Annotated in this window: 12 protein-coding genes; 8 read left to right on the top strand and 4 right to left on the bottom strand. The window is 66.6% G+C overall.

All coding sequences use genetic code 11. The features are described from left to right. The first annotated feature begins 25 nt into the window (after positions 1-25). The 5 genes from tolB (at position 26) to ftsH (ending at position 6359) form a co-directional block, all read left to right on the top strand. The gene (gene tolB, locus KHC27_RS14630) at positions 26-1426 is read left to right on the top strand and encodes a Tol-Pal system beta propeller repeat protein TolB (RefSeq protein WP_246519945.1); all 1401 of its coding nucleotides are present in this window, start codon (positions 26-28) and stop codon (positions 1424-1426) included. A 171-nt stretch (positions 1427-1597) separates the two neighbouring features. Next, the gene (gene pal, locus KHC27_RS14625; RefSeq protein WP_213340110.1) at positions 1598-2101 is read left to right on the top strand and encodes a peptidoglycan-associated lipoprotein Pal; all 504 of its coding nucleotides are present in this window, start codon (positions 1598-1600) and stop codon (positions 2099-2101) included. 170 nt (positions 2102-2271) lie between these two features. After that, positions 2272-3240 carry a tol-pal system protein YbgF gene (gene ybgF, locus KHC27_RS14620; protein WP_213340109.1) on the top strand — a complete coding sequence of 323 codons (969 nt, stop codon included), beginning with the start codon at positions 2272-2274 and terminating at the stop codon, positions 3238-3240. Beyond that, entirely contained in the window at positions 3227-4294 is a 1068-nt protein-coding gene (gene tilS / locus KHC27_RS14615; RefSeq protein WP_343210914.1) for a tRNA lysidine(34) synthetase TilS, read from the top strand. Before ybgF ends, tilS begins: the two co-directional genes overlap by 14 nt. 148 nt (positions 4295-4442) lie before the next feature. Next, on the top strand, positions 4443-6359 hold the full coding sequence (gene ftsH, locus KHC27_RS14610) for an ATP-dependent zinc metalloprotease FtsH (RefSeq protein WP_213340108.1): 1917 nt from the start codon (positions 4443-4445) through the stop codon (positions 6357-6359). Positions 6360-6491: 132 nt separating this feature from the next. Here ftsH and KHC27_RS14605 read toward each other — a convergent pair whose 3' ends face one another. After that, positions 6492-7568: an ROK family protein gene (locus KHC27_RS14605; RefSeq protein ID WP_213340107.1), complete on the bottom strand. Its 1077-nt coding sequence runs from the start codon at positions 7566-7568 to the stop codon at positions 6492-6494. A 205-nt stretch (positions 7569-7773) separates the two neighbouring features. On the opposite strand from KHC27_RS14605, the gene glmM reads away from it, so the two are divergent. Together glmM and KHC27_RS14595 are read left to right on the top strand one after the other, a co-directional pair. Beyond that, entirely contained in the window at positions 7774-9114 is a 1341-nt protein-coding gene (gene glmM / locus KHC27_RS14600; RefSeq protein WP_213340106.1) for a phosphoglucosamine mutase, read from the top strand. Between the two features lie 164 nt (positions 9115-9278). Next, complete coding sequence (locus KHC27_RS14595; RefSeq protein WP_213340105.1) at positions 9279-9512, top strand: DUF378 domain-containing protein; 234 nt, start codon at positions 9279-9281, stop codon at positions 9510-9512. Between the two features lie 78 nt (positions 9513-9590). Here KHC27_RS14595 and choV read toward each other — a convergent pair whose 3' ends face one another. From choV to KHC27_RS14580, 3 genes are all read right to left on the bottom strand, one after another. After that, positions 9591-10784 carry a choline ABC transporter ATP-binding protein gene (gene choV, locus KHC27_RS14590; RefSeq protein WP_213340104.1) on the bottom strand — a complete coding sequence of 398 codons (1194 nt, stop codon included), beginning with the start codon at positions 10782-10784 and terminating at the stop codon, positions 9591-9593. A 9-nt stretch (positions 10785-10793) separates the two neighbouring features. After that, positions 10794-11645 carry a choline ABC transporter permease subunit gene (gene choW / locus KHC27_RS14585; RefSeq protein ID WP_213340103.1) on the bottom strand — a complete coding sequence of 284 codons (852 nt, stop codon included), beginning with the start codon at positions 11643-11645 and terminating at the stop codon, positions 10794-10796. Between the two features lie 82 nt (positions 11646-11727). After that, on the bottom strand, positions 11728-12699 hold the full coding sequence (locus KHC27_RS14580) for a choline ABC transporter substrate-binding protein (protein WP_213340102.1): 972 nt from the start codon (positions 12697-12699) through the stop codon (positions 11728-11730). 400 nt (positions 12700-13099) lie between these two features. Between KHC27_RS14580 and betB the strand changes: the two genes are divergently transcribed. Next, positions 13100-15220 (top strand): betaine-aldehyde dehydrogenase, encoded by a 2121-nt coding sequence (gene betB, locus KHC27_RS14575; RefSeq protein WP_246519944.1) that lies wholly within the window; start codon positions 13100-13102, stop codon positions 15218-15220. Positions 15221-15228: the final 8 nt, after the last annotated feature.

Here is a 15228-nt window from a genome sequence, read left to right as displayed (position 1 = left end):
CATTGCCGACTGCCCGAGATTGAAAATGACAGAGTTGATCCGTCCGTCCGCGTCGTTCCGTCCCGAGGGTTCCGGCCTGCTGCTTCCGAAGCGCGGGCCGGTGTTTTCCCGCCGCACGCTGCTGACCGGGGCCGGCGCGCTCGCCGGCGCGGGGCTCGCGGGGGTGGGTCCGGCCGGCGCGGTGCTCCGGCTCGACGTGACGCAGGGCACGGTGCAGGCGCTGCCGATCGCCATCACCGATTTCGTAGGGGGCGGCAGCCCGCAGGATGTCGAGGCCGGCAAAGGCGTCACCCAGATCATCTCGGCGGATCTGCGCCGTTCCGGACTGTTCGCGCCGATCGACCCTGCCGCCTTCGTCGAGAAGATCACCAACCCCGACGCCTCGCCCCGCTTCCAGGACTGGCGCGTCATCAATGCGCAGGCGCTGGTCACCGGCCGCATGACCCGCCAGCCCGACGGCAGGGTCAAGGCGGAGTTCCGGCTGTGGGACGTGTTCGCCGGGCAGCAGCTCATCGGCCAGCAGTATTTCACCCAGCCGGAAAACTGGCGGCGGGTCGCCCACATCATTGCCGACGCCATCTATGAGAGGCTGACGGGTGAGAAGGGCTATTTCGACACCCGCATCGTGTTCGTGGATGAATCCGGCCCTAAGGAAAAGCGCGTCAAGCGCCTCGCGATCATGGATCAGGACGGGGCAAACGTGACCTATCTGACCCGTGGCGATGATCTCGTGCTGACGCCGCGCTTCTCGCCGACCAGCCAGGAAATCACCTACATGTCCTATGGGCGCGCCGAACCGCGCGTCTACCTCCTCAATATCGAGACCGGCCAGCGCGAGGTGGTGGGCAACTTCCCGGGCATGAGCTTCTCGCCCCGTTTTGGCCCGGACGGCCAGCGCGTCATCCTCAGCCTGCAGCAGGGCGGCGATTCCAACATCTTCGTGATGGACCTGCGCTCCAAGGCAACGACCCGGCTCACCGACACCGCCGCCATCGACACCGCGCCGTGCTATTCGCCCGATGGCACCCAGATCGTGTTCGAAAGCGACCGCGGCGGCACCTCGCAGATTTACCTGATGGGCGCCGACGGCTCCAATCCGCGCCGCATCTCGTTTGGCGACGGCCGGTATTCGACGCCGGTATGGTCGCCGCGCGGCGATACCATCGCCTTCACGAAGCAGGCGAACGGGCGCTTTGCCATCGGCATCATGCGCACCGACGGGTCGGGCGAGCGCATCCTGACCGAGGGCTACCACAATGAGGGTCCCACCTTCGCGCCCAATGGCCGGGTCATCATGTTCTTCCGCGATCTGGGCGGGTCGGGTGGGCCCCAGCTCTATACGGTCGACGTGACCGGCTACAACGAACAGCGGGTTCCCACGCCGAGCTACGCCTCCGATCCGGCCTGGTCGCCGCTGCGCTCCTGAAGGCGCCGATCCGGCCGAGATAATGAGTTGGAAACCATAATGAGGGGTTTCCGCTTTCTGACGAGAGTCGAGCGGTTGCGGCAAGGTTTCATCAACCATGACGCTTCATGAGTTAACCAAGAAAACACGAGGCCGGGGTCATCCGGCCGAAGGACATCAGGAGTCACCGGAATGACCCGTATGCTGCGCATCGTCCGCGGTTCGCGCACCGCACTCATCATCGGCCTCGCGCTGCTCGCTGCGGCCTGCGCCAAGAACCCGATGGACGGCCGCGGCGGCGTCGGTGGTGCTCTTGGCTCGGCTCCCGCCGGCAGCCCGCAGGAATTCGTCGTCTCGGTCGGTGATCGGGTGTTCTTCGACAGTGACCAGACCGACCTCTCGCCCGAGGCCCGCGCCACGCTCGACAAGCAGGCCCAGTGGCTGCAGCAGTACAACCGCTACACCTTCACCATCGAAGGTCACGCCGACGAGCGCGGCACCCGCGAGTACAACATTGCGCTCGGCGCACGCCGCGCCCAGAGCGTGCGCGACTATCTCGTGAGCCGCGGCATCCAGGCCCACCGCATGCGCACCATTTCGTATGGCAAGGAGCGTCCGGTCGCGGTGTGTAACGATATTTCGTGCTGGTCGCAGAACCGCCGCGCGGTCACGGTGCTGAACAATCCGGGCTCGTGACATCGCCGACCTGAGCGTTGCCGGCGGGCGTCCGCGCAAGCGGCGGTCGGCCGGCAGCGTGGCGGCAAGGCACTGATGGGCCACACTTTGGTCGCGATCGGCCCGGTATGCTGGTTCGGTGTCGGTGACGTGGCCGACCCCTTGCGAATGTTGCTCAAGCACCGAACATCATGATCCTGCGAGTCATGCCCCTGCGGGCCTTCCTGCTGTCATTCGGCCTCGCGGCCGTCGCGCTGCCCGGTTCGGCTTTGGCGCAGCAGAACGGCGATTTCTTCGGCAATCTGTTCAAGCCGCCCGGGCAGGTTGGCCAGGGCTCACAGGCGCCGCCGGCCGGCGAGAGCGACGCCGTGAGCTCGCGCCTCGACCGCATCGAGAACCAGATGCGGCAGATGACCGGGCAGATCGAGGAACTGCAGTTCAAGAATCAGCAGCTCGAAGCCCAGCTCAAGCGCACCCAGCAGGAGATGGACTATCGCGCCGGCGGTGGTGCCGGAGCCGCTGCTGCGGCGGCCGGAGCCGCGCCTGCCGCCGCCGCGGCGGCCCCGGCGCGGGCCGGCCAGCCTGCCGCTACCAGTAGCCGGCGGTCCGATGCGTTCGACCCGAATGCCCAGCCGACGGCGCCCGGCGCGCCGCGGCCCCTCGGCACGACCCCGCCGTCCGCTCCCGGCAGCGCTGATGGCGTCGGTGCGCCGGTCGACCTTGGCTCGGGTGCTCCGGCGGCCGGTGGGCAGGACCTCGCGACGCAGCCGCCGACCAACACGCCGAAGGACCTTTACGATCTGGCCTATGGCTATGTGCTGCGGCAGGACTATGCCCAGGCCTCGCAGGGCTTCCAGACCTTCATACGGCAATACCCCAGCGACCGCGCCGTGCCGGACGCCTATTACTGGATGGGCGAGGCCGACTATCAGCGACAGATGTACAAGGAAGCGGCGCAGAGCTTCCTCAAAGTGTCGAGTGATTATCCCAATGCGGTGAAGGCGCCGGACGCTCTGCTGCGGCTGGGCCAGTCGCTGGCGGCGATCGGTGAGAAAGACGCGGCCTGCGCGACCTACAACGCGGTCGGCAACAAATATCCCAAGGCATCAGCGACGGTGCGCCAGGGCGTTGAACGGGAACAGAAGCGTGCCCGCTGCTGAAGGTCCGCCGCCCCGCAGGGCCGGCCGTCATGGCGCCGGCGATCCGCGCTCGCTGGATTTGCCGACCCTGTTCCGCAGCTTCGAGGGGCACCGCAAGGTGCTCCTCGCCGTTTCCGGCGGTCCGGACTCCACGGCGCTGCTGCTGCTCGCCCATCTTTGGCGGGCGGAGCGCGAGGCGGGGCCTGAGATTGCGGCGGCCACCGTCGATCACGGCCTGCGCCGGGCGGCGCGGCAGGAGGCGGAGACGGTCGCGGCGCTCTGCGCCCGGCTCGACATTCCCCATACCATCCTGAACTGGGAGGGCGACCGTCCCGCGGCGGGTTTGCAGGAGGCCGCCCGCAATGCCCGCTACGCGCTGCTCGCGGCCCACGCGGGGGCGATCGGCGCCGGGGCACTGGCGACGGCGCATACGAGCGACGATCAGGCCGAGACCGTTCTGTTTCGGCTGCTCCGGGGCTCGGGGCTCTCGGGGCTTGGAGGCATGTCAGCGGAGCGCCGCATCGGCGATTTCGTGCTATTGCGCCCGTTCCTGTCGTTGCCGAAGGCGGTTCTGGTCGCCACCTGCCAGGCGGCGGGGGTCGAGGCGGCCGAGGACCCGTCCAATACTGACCATCGCTTTGCCCGCGCCCGGCTGCGGGCGCATCTTCTGCCGGCGCTCGCGGCCGAAGGACTGGATGCGGAAGGGCTTGGCCGCTTCGCACAGCGCATGAGCCGCGCCGAAGCTGCCCTTCAGCAGGCGACGGAGGAGGCGGTGGCGCGGCTCTGCCCCGCGCCCTGGGCCGACGGCGGCCCGCTGAAGCTCAACCGGTCCGCCTTTCTTGCCCTTCCGGAGGAGATCGGCCTGCGCCTTCTCGCGCGGCTGGTGGAGCATCTCGGCCATGAGGGGCCGGCCGAGCTGGGCAAGCTCGAGGCCCTGATGCGCTGGATTCTGGACCATGCAGGCCATCCCGGCCCGGCGGGCCGCACCCTCGCCGGCGCGCTGGTCCGGCTGGAGAAGGACCAGCTCGTCATCGCCGCCGCCCCGCTTCGTCGTGCCGGGCTGCCCGCTACTTGACGAGGATTTGCGCAACCGCGTCCAAGCGTATCAACCGGGGCATCTTGGCAATCCGCGGGTGCGGACCTAAATTACCGAACGAAAGGGAGCGGCGCCGGCATCGGCAGGCCCCCCGCGTCGGGGCTCGCCCGGCGCCGAAAGGATAATGATGAACGCCAACATCCGCAATTTTGCCCTCTGGGTGATCATCGTTCTCTTGCTGCTGGCATTGTTCTCGCTGTTCCAGAATCCGGGCCAGCGTCAGGCGGCGAACGACATCAGCTTCTCCCAGCTGCTGAACGAGGTCGATCAGGGCCGCGTCCGCGACGTGCTTATCCAGGGGCCCGAGATTTCCGGCACGTTCAGCGATGGCCGCACCTTCCAGACCTATGCGCCGAACGACCCGTCTCTGGTCCAGCGCCTCTATGGCAAGGGTGTCTCCATCACCGCCAAGCCGCTGCAGGACAATGTGCCGTGGTTCGTCAGCCTGCTGATCTCGTGGCTGCCGTTCATTGCGCTGATCGGCGTGTGGATTTTCCTTTCCCGCCAGATGCAGGGTGCCGGCGGCAAGGCGATGGGCTTCGGAAAGAGCCGCGCCAAGCTGCTGACAGAGGCCCATGGCCGCGTCACCTTCGAGGATGTCGCCGGCATCGACGAGGCGAAGAGCGACCTGACCGAGATCGTGGAATTCCTGCGTGACCCGCAGAAGTTCCAGCGGCTCGGCGGCCGCATTCCCCGCGGCGTGCTGCTGGTCGGCCCGCCCGGTACCGGCAAGACGCTGCTGGCCCGCGCCATTGCCGGCGAGGCCAATGTGCCGTTCTTCACCATTTCCGGTTCGGACTTCGTCGAGATGTTCGTCGGCGTCGGCGCCTCGCGCGTCCGCGACATGTTCGAGCAGGCGAAGAAGAACGCGCCCTGCATCATCTTCATCGACGAGATCGACGCGGTCGGCCGGCATCGTGGCGCCGGCCTCGGCGGCGGCAATGACGAGCGCGAGCAGACCCTCAACCAGCTGCTGGTCGAGATGGATGGCTTCGAGGCCAATGAGGGCATCATCCTCATTGCCGCGACCAACCGGCCCGACGTTCTCGATCCCGCGCTGCTGCGCCCCGGCCGCTTCGACCGCCAGGTCATCGTCCCCAACCCGGATGTGGTCGGCCGTGAGCAGATCCTGAAGGTTCATGCCCGCAAGATTCCGGTCGCGCCAGACGTGAACCTCAAGGTAATCGCGCGTGGAACCCCCGGCTTCTCCGGCGCCGACCTTGCCAATCTGTGCAACGAGGCCGCGCTCATGGCCGCCCGGCGCAACAAGCGCATGGTGACGATGAGCGAGTTCGAGGACGCCAAGGACAAGGTGATGATGGGGGCGGAGCGCCGCTCGCTGGTCATGACCGAGGACGAGAAGATGTTGACCGCCTATCACGAAGGTGGACACGCCATCGTCGCGCTGAAGGTTCCTGCCACCGATCCGGTGCACAAGGCGACCATCATTCCGCGCGGCCGCGCTCTCGGCATGGTCATGCAGCTTCCCGAGCGGGACAAGCTCAGCATGTCCTACGAGCAGATGACTTCGCGTCTCGCCATCATGATGGGTGGCCGCGTTGCCGAGGAACTCGTGTTCGGCCACGACAAGGTCACCTCCGGCGCGGCTTCCGATATCGAGCAGGCGACTCGCCTGGCGCGGATGATGGTCACGCGCTGGGGCTTCTCCGACAAGCTCGGTCAGGTGGCCTATGGCGAGAACAATGACGAGGTGTTCCTCGGCATGTCGATGCAGCGGCAGCAGAACGTGTCCGAGGCGACGGCTCAGACCATCGACACCGAAGTCCGCCGTCTGGTGGACGAAGGCTACGCCGAAGCGACCCGCATCCTGACGGAGAACCGTCATGAGCTGGAGGCGCTGGCGCGCGGTCTGCTGGAATACGAGACGCTTTCCGGCGACGAGATCGTCGGCCTGCTCGATGGCAACGCTCCGGTCCGCGACACCACCATCGAGCCGGCCAATGTGCGGGGATCGGTGGTGCCGAGCGCGGGCAAGAACCGCCCGCGTCCGGACACCGGCATGGAGCCGCAGCCGCAGGCCTGATGCGGAGCTTGCCGTGCCAGGGAGCTGGACCAGACAAAATCAAACGCCCGCCTATTTTGGCGGGCGTTTTTTTGTTCTGGGTCCCCTTGAGTGTCTCGTCTCGCGGGACTGCCGCCAAGGCTCCGCGGCATGTCAGCCGCCGCCACGCTCCCGGTTGGTGAAACGGGCGTTGCCGAGGCCGGTGCCGATGGTGAGCACGCCCCATCGGGCGACATCCTCCATGAAGGGCCGCTGGCTCAACCCCTGGACGACGGCGTCGTTGTGCATCACCACCACGCTTTCCTCGCCGGCGATGACCGGCAGGGCTGCCTTCAGGGCCTCCGGCAGGTTGAACCGCCGGCTCGACCAGTTGCCGGGCAGGTTCTGGGCGCCTTGACTGATGGAGCCATCCGGCTCGATGACGCCGGGACAGCCGATGCCAATGAAGGGGGCCAGATGCAGCTCGCCCTTTTCGGCGCCCGCGATCAGCTCGGCAAGCATGTCGATCAGCCGGCCGACCGCGGTTTCCCGGTCCTGTTCCTCGTCTGCGTGCCGCCACAGCAATGAGCTGCGGACGGCGGCGCGGGCGAGGTCCGGCGCCTTTTTCAGGTTCAGTTCGACAATCCCGGCCCGGATGTTGCTGCCGCCGATATCGACCGCGACAAGGCTGTCATGGGCGGCGAACATCCAGCTCGGGGCGAGATGGGCGGCGCCGATCAGCCCCGCCTCGTCCGGGTCGTGGCGGATCGGCGTGAGCTCAACCGGAATTTCCGCCGCCCGCAGCAGAAGCTCGGTACGGGCCACCGCGATTTCGGCGAAACGGCTCGACCGTAGCCCGCCGCCGACGGCGATCCGCTCGGTGTCCCGCCATTCCTTCGTGCGCAGCAGCCGGCGGGTGACGGCGGCGAGATTGTGCGCGAACTCTTCGATCGCGCTCAGCATCACCGCCTGCCCGCGCACATTTCCTTCCAGGAAAACCTTGTCGAGGGATCGCTTGGATATTTCCGTCGTCGGTTCGGAGAAGAGGTCCTTGCCGGCGCTGGCGGCGATCGTGCGCCACTTGTCGAAGCCCTCGAAGAAGGCGGCGCGGCGGGCCCGGTCGCCGACGAAGCCGTCGTCGTCGCGAAGCTGGGCGTTGTAGCCGTCCACCTCCACACTCGGCAGCCGGACCGCGCCGTGTCCCGCGATAGGGGCGGAGGATATACGTGGAGCGGCCTTGGTCTTTGCCATGAAGAAGACATCCCCTGTTGCTCTCACACAACGGTGGGCGCGCGGCTTGGTTTCCTCGCGCGGCTGCGGCTGGCGGAAAGCAGGCCTGCATGGACGCGCGGCTGAGAAGTGATCGCGCGGTAACGCCGGCTTATGACATGTGACGTCAGGTGAGCTTAAAAGCCGCTACTAAGGCGGCGCAGATATCGGATGGAAAAGACCCGCGATGGCGCGCAGATATTTCGGCACGGACGGTATTCGAGGTCGGGCCAACGGCGTGATAACCCCGGAGCTCGCGCTGCGGGTCGGCATGGCGGCGGGGCTGGTCTTCCAGCGGGGTGAGCACCGGCATCGCGTTGTCATCGGCAAGGACACCCGGCTGTCCGGCTACATGATCGAGAACGCTCTCGTTGCCGGCTTCACCTCCGTGGGCATGGATGTTCTGCTGCTCGGTCCGATGCCGACCCCGGCGGTCGCGATGCTCACCCGTTCGATGCGGGCCGACATCGGCGTCATGATTTCGGCCTCGCACAATCCGTTCGACGACAACGGCATCAAGCTCTTCGGTCCCGATGGTTACAAGCTGTCGGACGGCATCGAGAGCGACATCGAGGCGCTGGTGGAAGGTGACCTCTCGGCCCGCTTGGCCAAACCGATGGATATCGGCCGCGCGAAGCGCATCGAGAGCGTGCACGCTCGCTACATCGAGTTTGCCAAGCGCACCCTGCCGCGGAACCAGTCCTTCGACGGCATCCGCGTTGTCATCGACTGCGCCCACGGTGCCGCCTACCGCGTGGCGCCGGAAACCCTTTGGGAACTCGGTTGCGACGTGGTGCCCATCGGGGTGGCGCCGGACGGCTTCAACATCAACCGCGAGGTCGGCTCGACCGCGCCGGAGGCGCTGGCCGCCAAGGTGCGGGAGGTGCGTGCCGATATCGGCATCGCCCTTGATGGTGATGCCGATCGTGTGCTGATCGTTGACGAGAAAGGCCATCTCGTCGACGGCGACCAGCTCATGGCGGTGGTGGCCGAGAGCTTCAAGGACGACGGGCGGCTGTCGCGGGAAGGCATCGTCGCGACCGTCATGTCCAATCTCGGCCTCGAGCGCCATCTCGCCGGCCTCGGCCTTGGCCTGGCGCGCACACCCGTTGGCGACCGCTATGTGCTGGAGCATATGCGCGCCAACGGCTTCAATGTCGGCGGCGAACAGTCGGGCCACATCATCCTGTCCGACTATTCCACTACCGGCGATGGCCTCGTGGCGGCATTGCAGGTGCTGGCGGTGGTGCAGCGGCTCGGCCGGCCGGTTTCGGACGTGTGCCACCGGTTCGACCCGTTGCCGCAGATCCTCAAAAATGTGCGCTACAAGGGCGGTCGTCCGCTCGAGCAGGACAGCGTCATCAAGGCGATCGCCGCGGCCGAATCGAAGCTCAACAGCCACGGGCGTCTTCTCATCCGTCCCTCCGGTACGGAACCAGTGATCCGGGTCATGGGCGAAGGCGATGATCGGGATCTGGTGGAAGCGGTGGTGAACGACGTGGTGGAAGCGGTCGGTTCCGTGACCTGAGCTGTGCGTCGCGAGCTGCCGGCGGCCGCCGCCGGCAGGCCCCACCCCCGCACCGGCGTTGGCTGGTCACACGTAAACGTCATCAAACAATGGGGGACAGGGCGAGTTGGTCCCGTAAGACCGCGCACCTTGGCAGTCGAGGGCCGGCATACGGAGACAAATTCATGAAAGCCCTCAACCTCATCACGCTTCTGCTCGTCATTGTCGGCGGCATCAATTGGGGTCTCGTCGGCCTTGCGCAGGTCGATCTGGTGGCGGCGATCTTCGGCGGCCAGGATGCGACCTTGGCGCGCCTCGTCTATATTCTGGTCGGGCTCTCCGCGCTGTGGCAGCTCGTGCCTTTCTCCCGTGCCATGAGCCATGACGAGCCCGCCGCGCTGCGTGGCCGCTCGCTCTGAGGCGCTAGCCCGCGACATATAAAAGGGCCCGCTCGGCGTCGAGCGGGCCCTTTTTCATGAGGCGCGAAAGGACTGCATTCAGCCGTCCAGCCGGCGGAGAAGGCCGCGGTAGATCTCGTCGTCATCGCACAGCCCGGCGAGGCGGCCGAGATTATCGACCAGCAGGATCGGCAAATCCGTATGCCTCTTCAGTTCGATCGCCGCCTTCAGGCGAAGATCGACGGGTGCGACGATGCAGTCGGCTTCCTGGGCCCGCTGGTCGTCGATCACCCCGGCGTCGCCATCGGCGGCGGCCATGATGCCGGATCGGCCGTCGAGCTCCAGCGCAATGGGGCGGTTTTCTCCATCCACCTTCACCCGCACACGGCCGTGCTTGTCCAGCACCACGCTGTCGCCCTCCCGGGTGAGGCTGGCGGCCGGCCGCATCACCGCGGTTCCCCGCAGCACGTTGAGCGGGTTCATGTGCTTCACGAATTCGGCGACATAGGCATTGGCCGGCCGCAGCAGGATGTCCTCGGCCGTTCCGGCCTGGACGATCCGCCCACCCTCCATGATCGCGATGGTGTTGCCGAGCTTCAGCGCCTCGTCGAGGTCGTGGCTGACGAAGACGATGGTCTTTTGGATGCGCTTCTGCAGGTCGAGCAGTTCGTCCTGCAGCTTGTCGCGGATCAGCGGATCGAGCGCCGAGAAGGGCTCGTCCATCAGCAGGATGTCGGCGTCGGTGGCGAAGGCGCGGGCGAGGCCGACGCGCTGCTGCATGCCGCCGGAAAGCTCGTGGGTGTATTTGCCCGCCCAGTTGGTGAGGCCGACCATGGCGAGTTTCTCGTCCACGATCCGGTTGCGTTCGGCGAGCGGGGTGCCGCGCAGCTCCAGGCCGAAGCCGACATTGTCGCGCACCGTGCGCCAGGGCAGCAGGCCGAACTGCTGGAACACCATGGAAACCGTGTGCATGCGGATGTCGCGCAGGGTCTCCTCGTCGCAATGGGCGACGTCGATGGCCTTGCCCCGATGCTCGACGATCACCTCGCCGCGCGCCACCTCGTTCAGCCGGTTGATGGCGCGCAGGATGGTGGATTTGCCCGAGCCCGACAGACCCATGAGAACGCAGATCTCGCCGCGCTCGATCTTGAGGCTCACGCCAGCGGCGCCCAGCACAGCCCCGGTTTCGGCGAGAATCTGGTCGCGGGTCCGGCCCTCGTCGATAAGGGCGAGGGCGCGCTTCTGCTGGGAGCCGAAGACGATGTCGATGTTGCGGAATTCGACGGCGGACATGGCTGCCCCTCAGCTCTTCTTGGAGGGCCGCTCGGGCCGCTTGCAGACGCGGTCGAGCACGATGGCGAGCACCACGATGGCGAGGCCCGCCTCGAAGCCCATCGCAATGTTGACGGAGTTCAGTGCCCGCACCACCGGCTTGCCCAGCCCGTCGGCGCCGACCAGGGCGGCGATGACGACCATGGAGAGGCTCAGCATGATGCACTGGGTGATGCCCGCCATGATGGTCGGCAGCGCATAGGGCAGCTCGACCTTGAAGAGCAATTGCCGCTTGGTCGCGCCGAACGCCTTGCCGGCCTCATAAAGATTCGGTGGAACCGAGGAGATGCCGAGATGGGTCAGGCGGATCGGCGCCGGAATCGAGAAGATGACGGTGGAGATCAGGCCCGGCACCGCGCCCAGACCAAAAAGAACCAGCGTCGGAATGAGATAGACGAAGGTCGGGATGGTCTGCATCAGGTCGAGGATCGGCCGGATGGCGGTGTAGAGCCAGGGCCGGTGCGCGGCAGCAATGCCGATCGGTACCCCGATGACCACGCAGACCAGCGTCGCACACAGGACCAGCGACAGAGTCTCGATTGTCGCCTGCCAGTAGCCGAGATTGGTGACGAGCAGCAGCGCCCCGACGATGAAGACCACCAGCCCCACGGAGCGGTGGACGAACCACGCCGCGACCGCGAAGAACCCGATCAGCAGCAGCGGCGGCACGAAGAGGAGCGCCGCGGTCAGGCCGGTGATGAGGTTGCCGAGCACGAGCGAGACGAAATCGAAGAAGGCCTGGCCGTGCTCGGTCAGCAGATCGACGAAGTTCTTGAGCCACAAGCCCAGCGGGATCTTGTGCGCGGTGATCCAGTCATACATCGGGCGTTCCCCATCGCCAGCGTAAGGTCGGGTGCAGGCCGGCGCCCTCTCTCAGCGGGAGAGGGCGCCAAGGTACGCGCGATCAGAGCTTCAGGCTCTTGCGAACCGCCGGGATGGCCGGCTGGCCGTCGATGGTGGTGACGCCGTTCAGCCAGGCTTCCCAGGTCTTCGGGTTGTCCTTCAGCCACTTCTCGGCAGCCTTCGGGGCCTCCATGCCGTCGAACAGGATGTAGCCCATCACCACGTTCTCATCGTCGATGGAGAACTTCAGGTTCTTGATGAACTGCCCGACATTGGGGCACTCGGTGGTGTAGCCGGCGCGGGTGTTGGTGTAGACGGTGGCGCCGCCATAGTTCGGGCCGAAGACGTCGTCGCCGCCTTCGAGATAGGTGATCTTGTACTTGCTGTTCATAGGGTGGGGAGCCCACCCGAGGAACACGATGGCCTCCTTGCGCTTGGAGGCGCGCTCGACCTGGGCGAGCATGCCCTGCTCGCTGGATTCGACGAGGTCGAAGCCCTTGAGCCCGAACTTGTCGTCCTTGATCATGTCGAGGATCAGCCGGTTGCCGTCATTACCCGGCTCGATGCCATAGATCTTGCCGCCGAGCTCGGTCTTGAACTTGGCGATGTCGGCGAAGGACTTCAGGCCCTTGTCATAGAGATAGGTCGGCACCGCCAGCGTGTACTTGGCGCCTTCAAGGTTGGCGCCGATCACTTCCACGCTCTTGTCGTCGCGATAGGGCTTCAGATCGGCTTCCATGGTCGGCATCCAGTTGCCGAGGAAGACATCGATGTCCTTGGTCTGCATCGACTTGTAGGTCACCGGCACCGACAGGACCTGGGTCTTGGTGGTGTAGCCGAGGCCCTCGAGAATGGCCGACGAGATGGCGGAGGTGGCGGTGATGTCGGTCCAGCCGACATCGGCGAATTTCACCGTCTTGCAGGCGGCGGGCTCAGCGGCCTGCGCCGACTGGAAAGCAGCGTCGCGGAGGAAGGGGGCGGTGAGGATCACCGCGCCGAGGGCCGCGGTCGCGAGAAATTTCAAGCTGCGCATCGTTCGCTGTTCCCGTTCAAGAGCGCTCTCGCCGGTGGGCCGACGGACGAGGCGGGACGGACGCGTCCCGCACTCCCGGTCCGGCGGTCATCGGCATCGTTCAGTGACACTGTTCCCTGCTGCCACCGACACCATCCTGATCGGTCGTCGGGCTGGCAGCAACCCGGCCCTTGAAGGGCTCTTTTGAATGGCTATTCAAAAACGGAACCGCGCGTTTGTCACGCGCATTTTTCATTCACAACCTCAGTGTTTTTGCGTGTTTGTGCGGCATCGCGGCATAAGGTCGACCACGAACAGCGCGTCGTTGGCGCGCTGTGCGCGGGGGCTTTCCGAGCGGCAGGCTTTGTGTATTATTTGCTCGTTCAATTGCTCCTGCGACGCGAGGTGATGGATGCCGTCCATGGCGGAGGCCCGGCGCACGGCCCAGCGCGAGGACGAGGTCCGCCGCCGCGAGCCGGAGGATGTGCGCCGTCGCCAGCTCATCGAGGCGACCATCGATTCGCTGGCCGAAGTCGGCTTCAACGCGTCCACCCTCGCGCAGATCGCGCGGCGCGCCGGTGTCTCGCCAGGTCTCGTCGCCCACTACTTCGGCGACAAGGATGGCCTGCTGGAGTCGACGCTGCGCCATCTCGCCCGTCGCATCGGGCGGGGCGCCGCCATCAGGCTCGCCGCTGCCGGCTCGCCGCGCGCGCGGGTGCAGGCGGTGATCGACGCCAATCTGGCGCCGGAGGAGTTCGACCAGCGCTCCTGCAGCGTGTGGCTGGCCTTCTGGGGTCAGGTTCTGCATTCGGAGCGGCTGCGCCGGGTCCAGAAGGTCTACCAGTCGCGCATGCTCTCGAACCTCACCCACGATCTCCGGCCGATCGTGGGGCCCGCCGAGGCCCGCCGCCTCGCCATCGCGATCGCCGCCGTCATCGACGGCCTCTGGCTGCGCTCGACCCTTTCCGCCACCGGCGAAACCGACGCGATCACCGCGCGTGCCATCGCCACTGCCTTTGTCGACGGGCAGATCGCCCTTTTGCCCGCCCATCCCGCACCTGGACGCCCTCTCATGTCGAATACGCCTGTGCTCCACCGCAACCATATCGGCGGCCGCTATGTCGAGTCCGCCGCGGCGGAGAGTTTCGAGACCGTCAACCCCGCGACGGGCGAGGTTCTGGCCCGCATCGAACTGGCGGGCGAGCCCGAGGTCGAGGCTGCGGTCGCCGCCGCGCGCGCCGGCCAGAAGCTCTGGGCCGCCATGACGGGCGCCGAGCGCGGCCGTGTGCTCAAGAAGGCGGCGGACCTGCTGCGAGCGCGCAATGAGGAGCTGGCGCGGCTGGAAACGCTCGACACCGGCAAGCCGATCCAGGAGACCATTGCGGTCGACGTTCTGTCGGGGGCCGATTGTCTCGACTATTTCGCCGGCGTGGCCGCCACGATCTCCGGCGAGCACATCGATCTCGGCTCCAGCGCCTTCGGCTACACCCGGCGTGAGCCGCTTGGCATCGTCGCCGGCATCGGTGCGTGGAACTACCCGCTTCAGATCGCCTGCTGGAAAAGCGCGCCCGCGCTCGCCTGCGGCAATGCCATGATCTTCAAACCCGCCGAATTGACGCCGCTGACGGCGCTGAAGCTGGCGGAGATTTTCACCGAGGCCGGCCTGCCGGACGGTGTGTTCAACGTCGTGCAGGGCTTCGCTGATACCGGGCGGCTCCTCACCCGTCACCCTGCGATCGCCAAGGTGTCGCTGACCGGGGAGGTCGGCACCGGCAAGAAGGTGATGGCGGATGCCGCCACCACGCTGAAATACGTGACCCTCGAACTTGGCGGGAAATCGCCGCTGATCGTGTTCGATGACGCCGATCTCGACGATGCCGTTTCCGGCGCGCTGCTGGGCAATTTCTATTCGGCCGGCGAGGTCTGCTCGAACGGTACCCGCGTCTTCGTTCAGGAGGGGGTGCGGGCGGCGTTCCTCGAGAAGCTCGTCGCCCGGGTGGCGAAGATGAGGGTTGGCGACCCGCTCGACCCGGACACCCATGTGGGAGCCCTGATTTCGCAGGGCCATATGGACAAGGTCCTCGGCTACATCGCCAAGGGGCGCGCCGAGGGGGCGAAGGTGCTGGTCGGGGGTGAGCGCGTCACCTCCGGCGCGCTTGGCCGCGGTGCTTTTGTCGCTCCCACCGTGTTCGACGGCTGCAGCGACGCCATGAGCATCGTCCGCGAGGAGATCTTCGGCCCGGTTATGACGGTGCTGTCCTTCCGGGAAGAGGACGAGGTGGTCGAGCGGGCCAACGACACGCCCTTCGGCCTCGCCGCCGGCGTCTTCACCCGTGACCTCGCCCGCGCCCACCGGGTGATTGCGCGGCTGGAGGCCGGCACCTGCTGGATCAATGCCTACAACCTCACACCGATCGAGCTGCCCTTCGGCGGGGTCAAGCAGTCCGGCCTCGGCCGCGAGAATGGCAGGGCGGCGATCGAGCACTACACGCAGCTCAAGAGCGTCTACGTCAATCTCGGCCGCGTCGAGGCGCCGTACTGAGGGAGCGG

It is taken from the genome of Ancylobacter lacus (genome assembly GCF_018390635.1).
In the GTDB taxonomy this organism is placed as follows: Bacteria; Pseudomonadota; Alphaproteobacteria; order Rhizobiales; family Xanthobacteraceae; genus Ancylobacter; species Ancylobacter lacus.
The sequence above is the reverse complement of the archived record's forward strand: the minus strand, read 5'-3'. Positions and strand labels throughout refer to the sequence as shown.

Bases quoted from the DNA above. Each gene is read 5' to 3' on its own strand.
- tolB (WP_246519945.1), top strand. From the start codon at position 26: ATGACAGAGTTGATCCGTCCGTCCGCGTCGTTCCGTCCCGAGGGTTCC.
- pal (WP_213340110.1), top strand. From the start codon at position 1,598: ATGACCCGTATGCTGCGCATCGTCCGCGGTTCGCGCACCGCACTCATC.
- ybgF (WP_213340109.1), top strand. From the start codon at position 2,272: ATGATCCTGCGAGTCATGCCCCTGCGGGCCTTCCTGCTGTCATTCGGC.
- ftsH (WP_213340108.1), top strand. From the start codon at position 4,443: ATGAACGCCAACATCCGCAATTTTGCCCTCTGGGTGATCATCGTTCTC.
- KHC27_RS14605 (WP_213340107.1), bottom strand. From the start codon at position 7,568: ATGGCAAAGACCAAGGCCGCTCCACGTATATCCTCCGCCCCTATCGCG.
- glmM (WP_213340106.1), top strand. From the start codon at position 7,774: ATGGCGCGCAGATATTTCGGCACGGACGGTATTCGAGGTCGGGCCAAC.
- KHC27_RS14595 (WP_213340105.1), top strand. From the start codon at position 9,279: ATGAAAGCCCTCAACCTCATCACGCTTCTGCTCGTCATTGTCGGCGGC.
- choV (WP_213340104.1), bottom strand. From the start codon at position 10,784: ATGTCCGCCGTCGAATTCCGCAACATCGACATCGTCTTCGGCTCCCAG.
- choW (WP_213340103.1), bottom strand. From the start codon at position 11,645: ATGTATGACTGGATCACCGCGCACAAGATCCCGCTGGGCTTGTGGCTC.
- KHC27_RS14580 (WP_213340102.1), bottom strand. From the start codon at position 12,699: ATGCGCAGCTTGAAATTTCTCGCGACCGCGGCCCTCGGCGCGGTGATC.
- betB (WP_246519944.1), top strand. From the start codon at position 13,100: ATGGCGGAGGCCCGGCGCACGGCCCAGCGCGAGGACGAGGTCCGCCGC.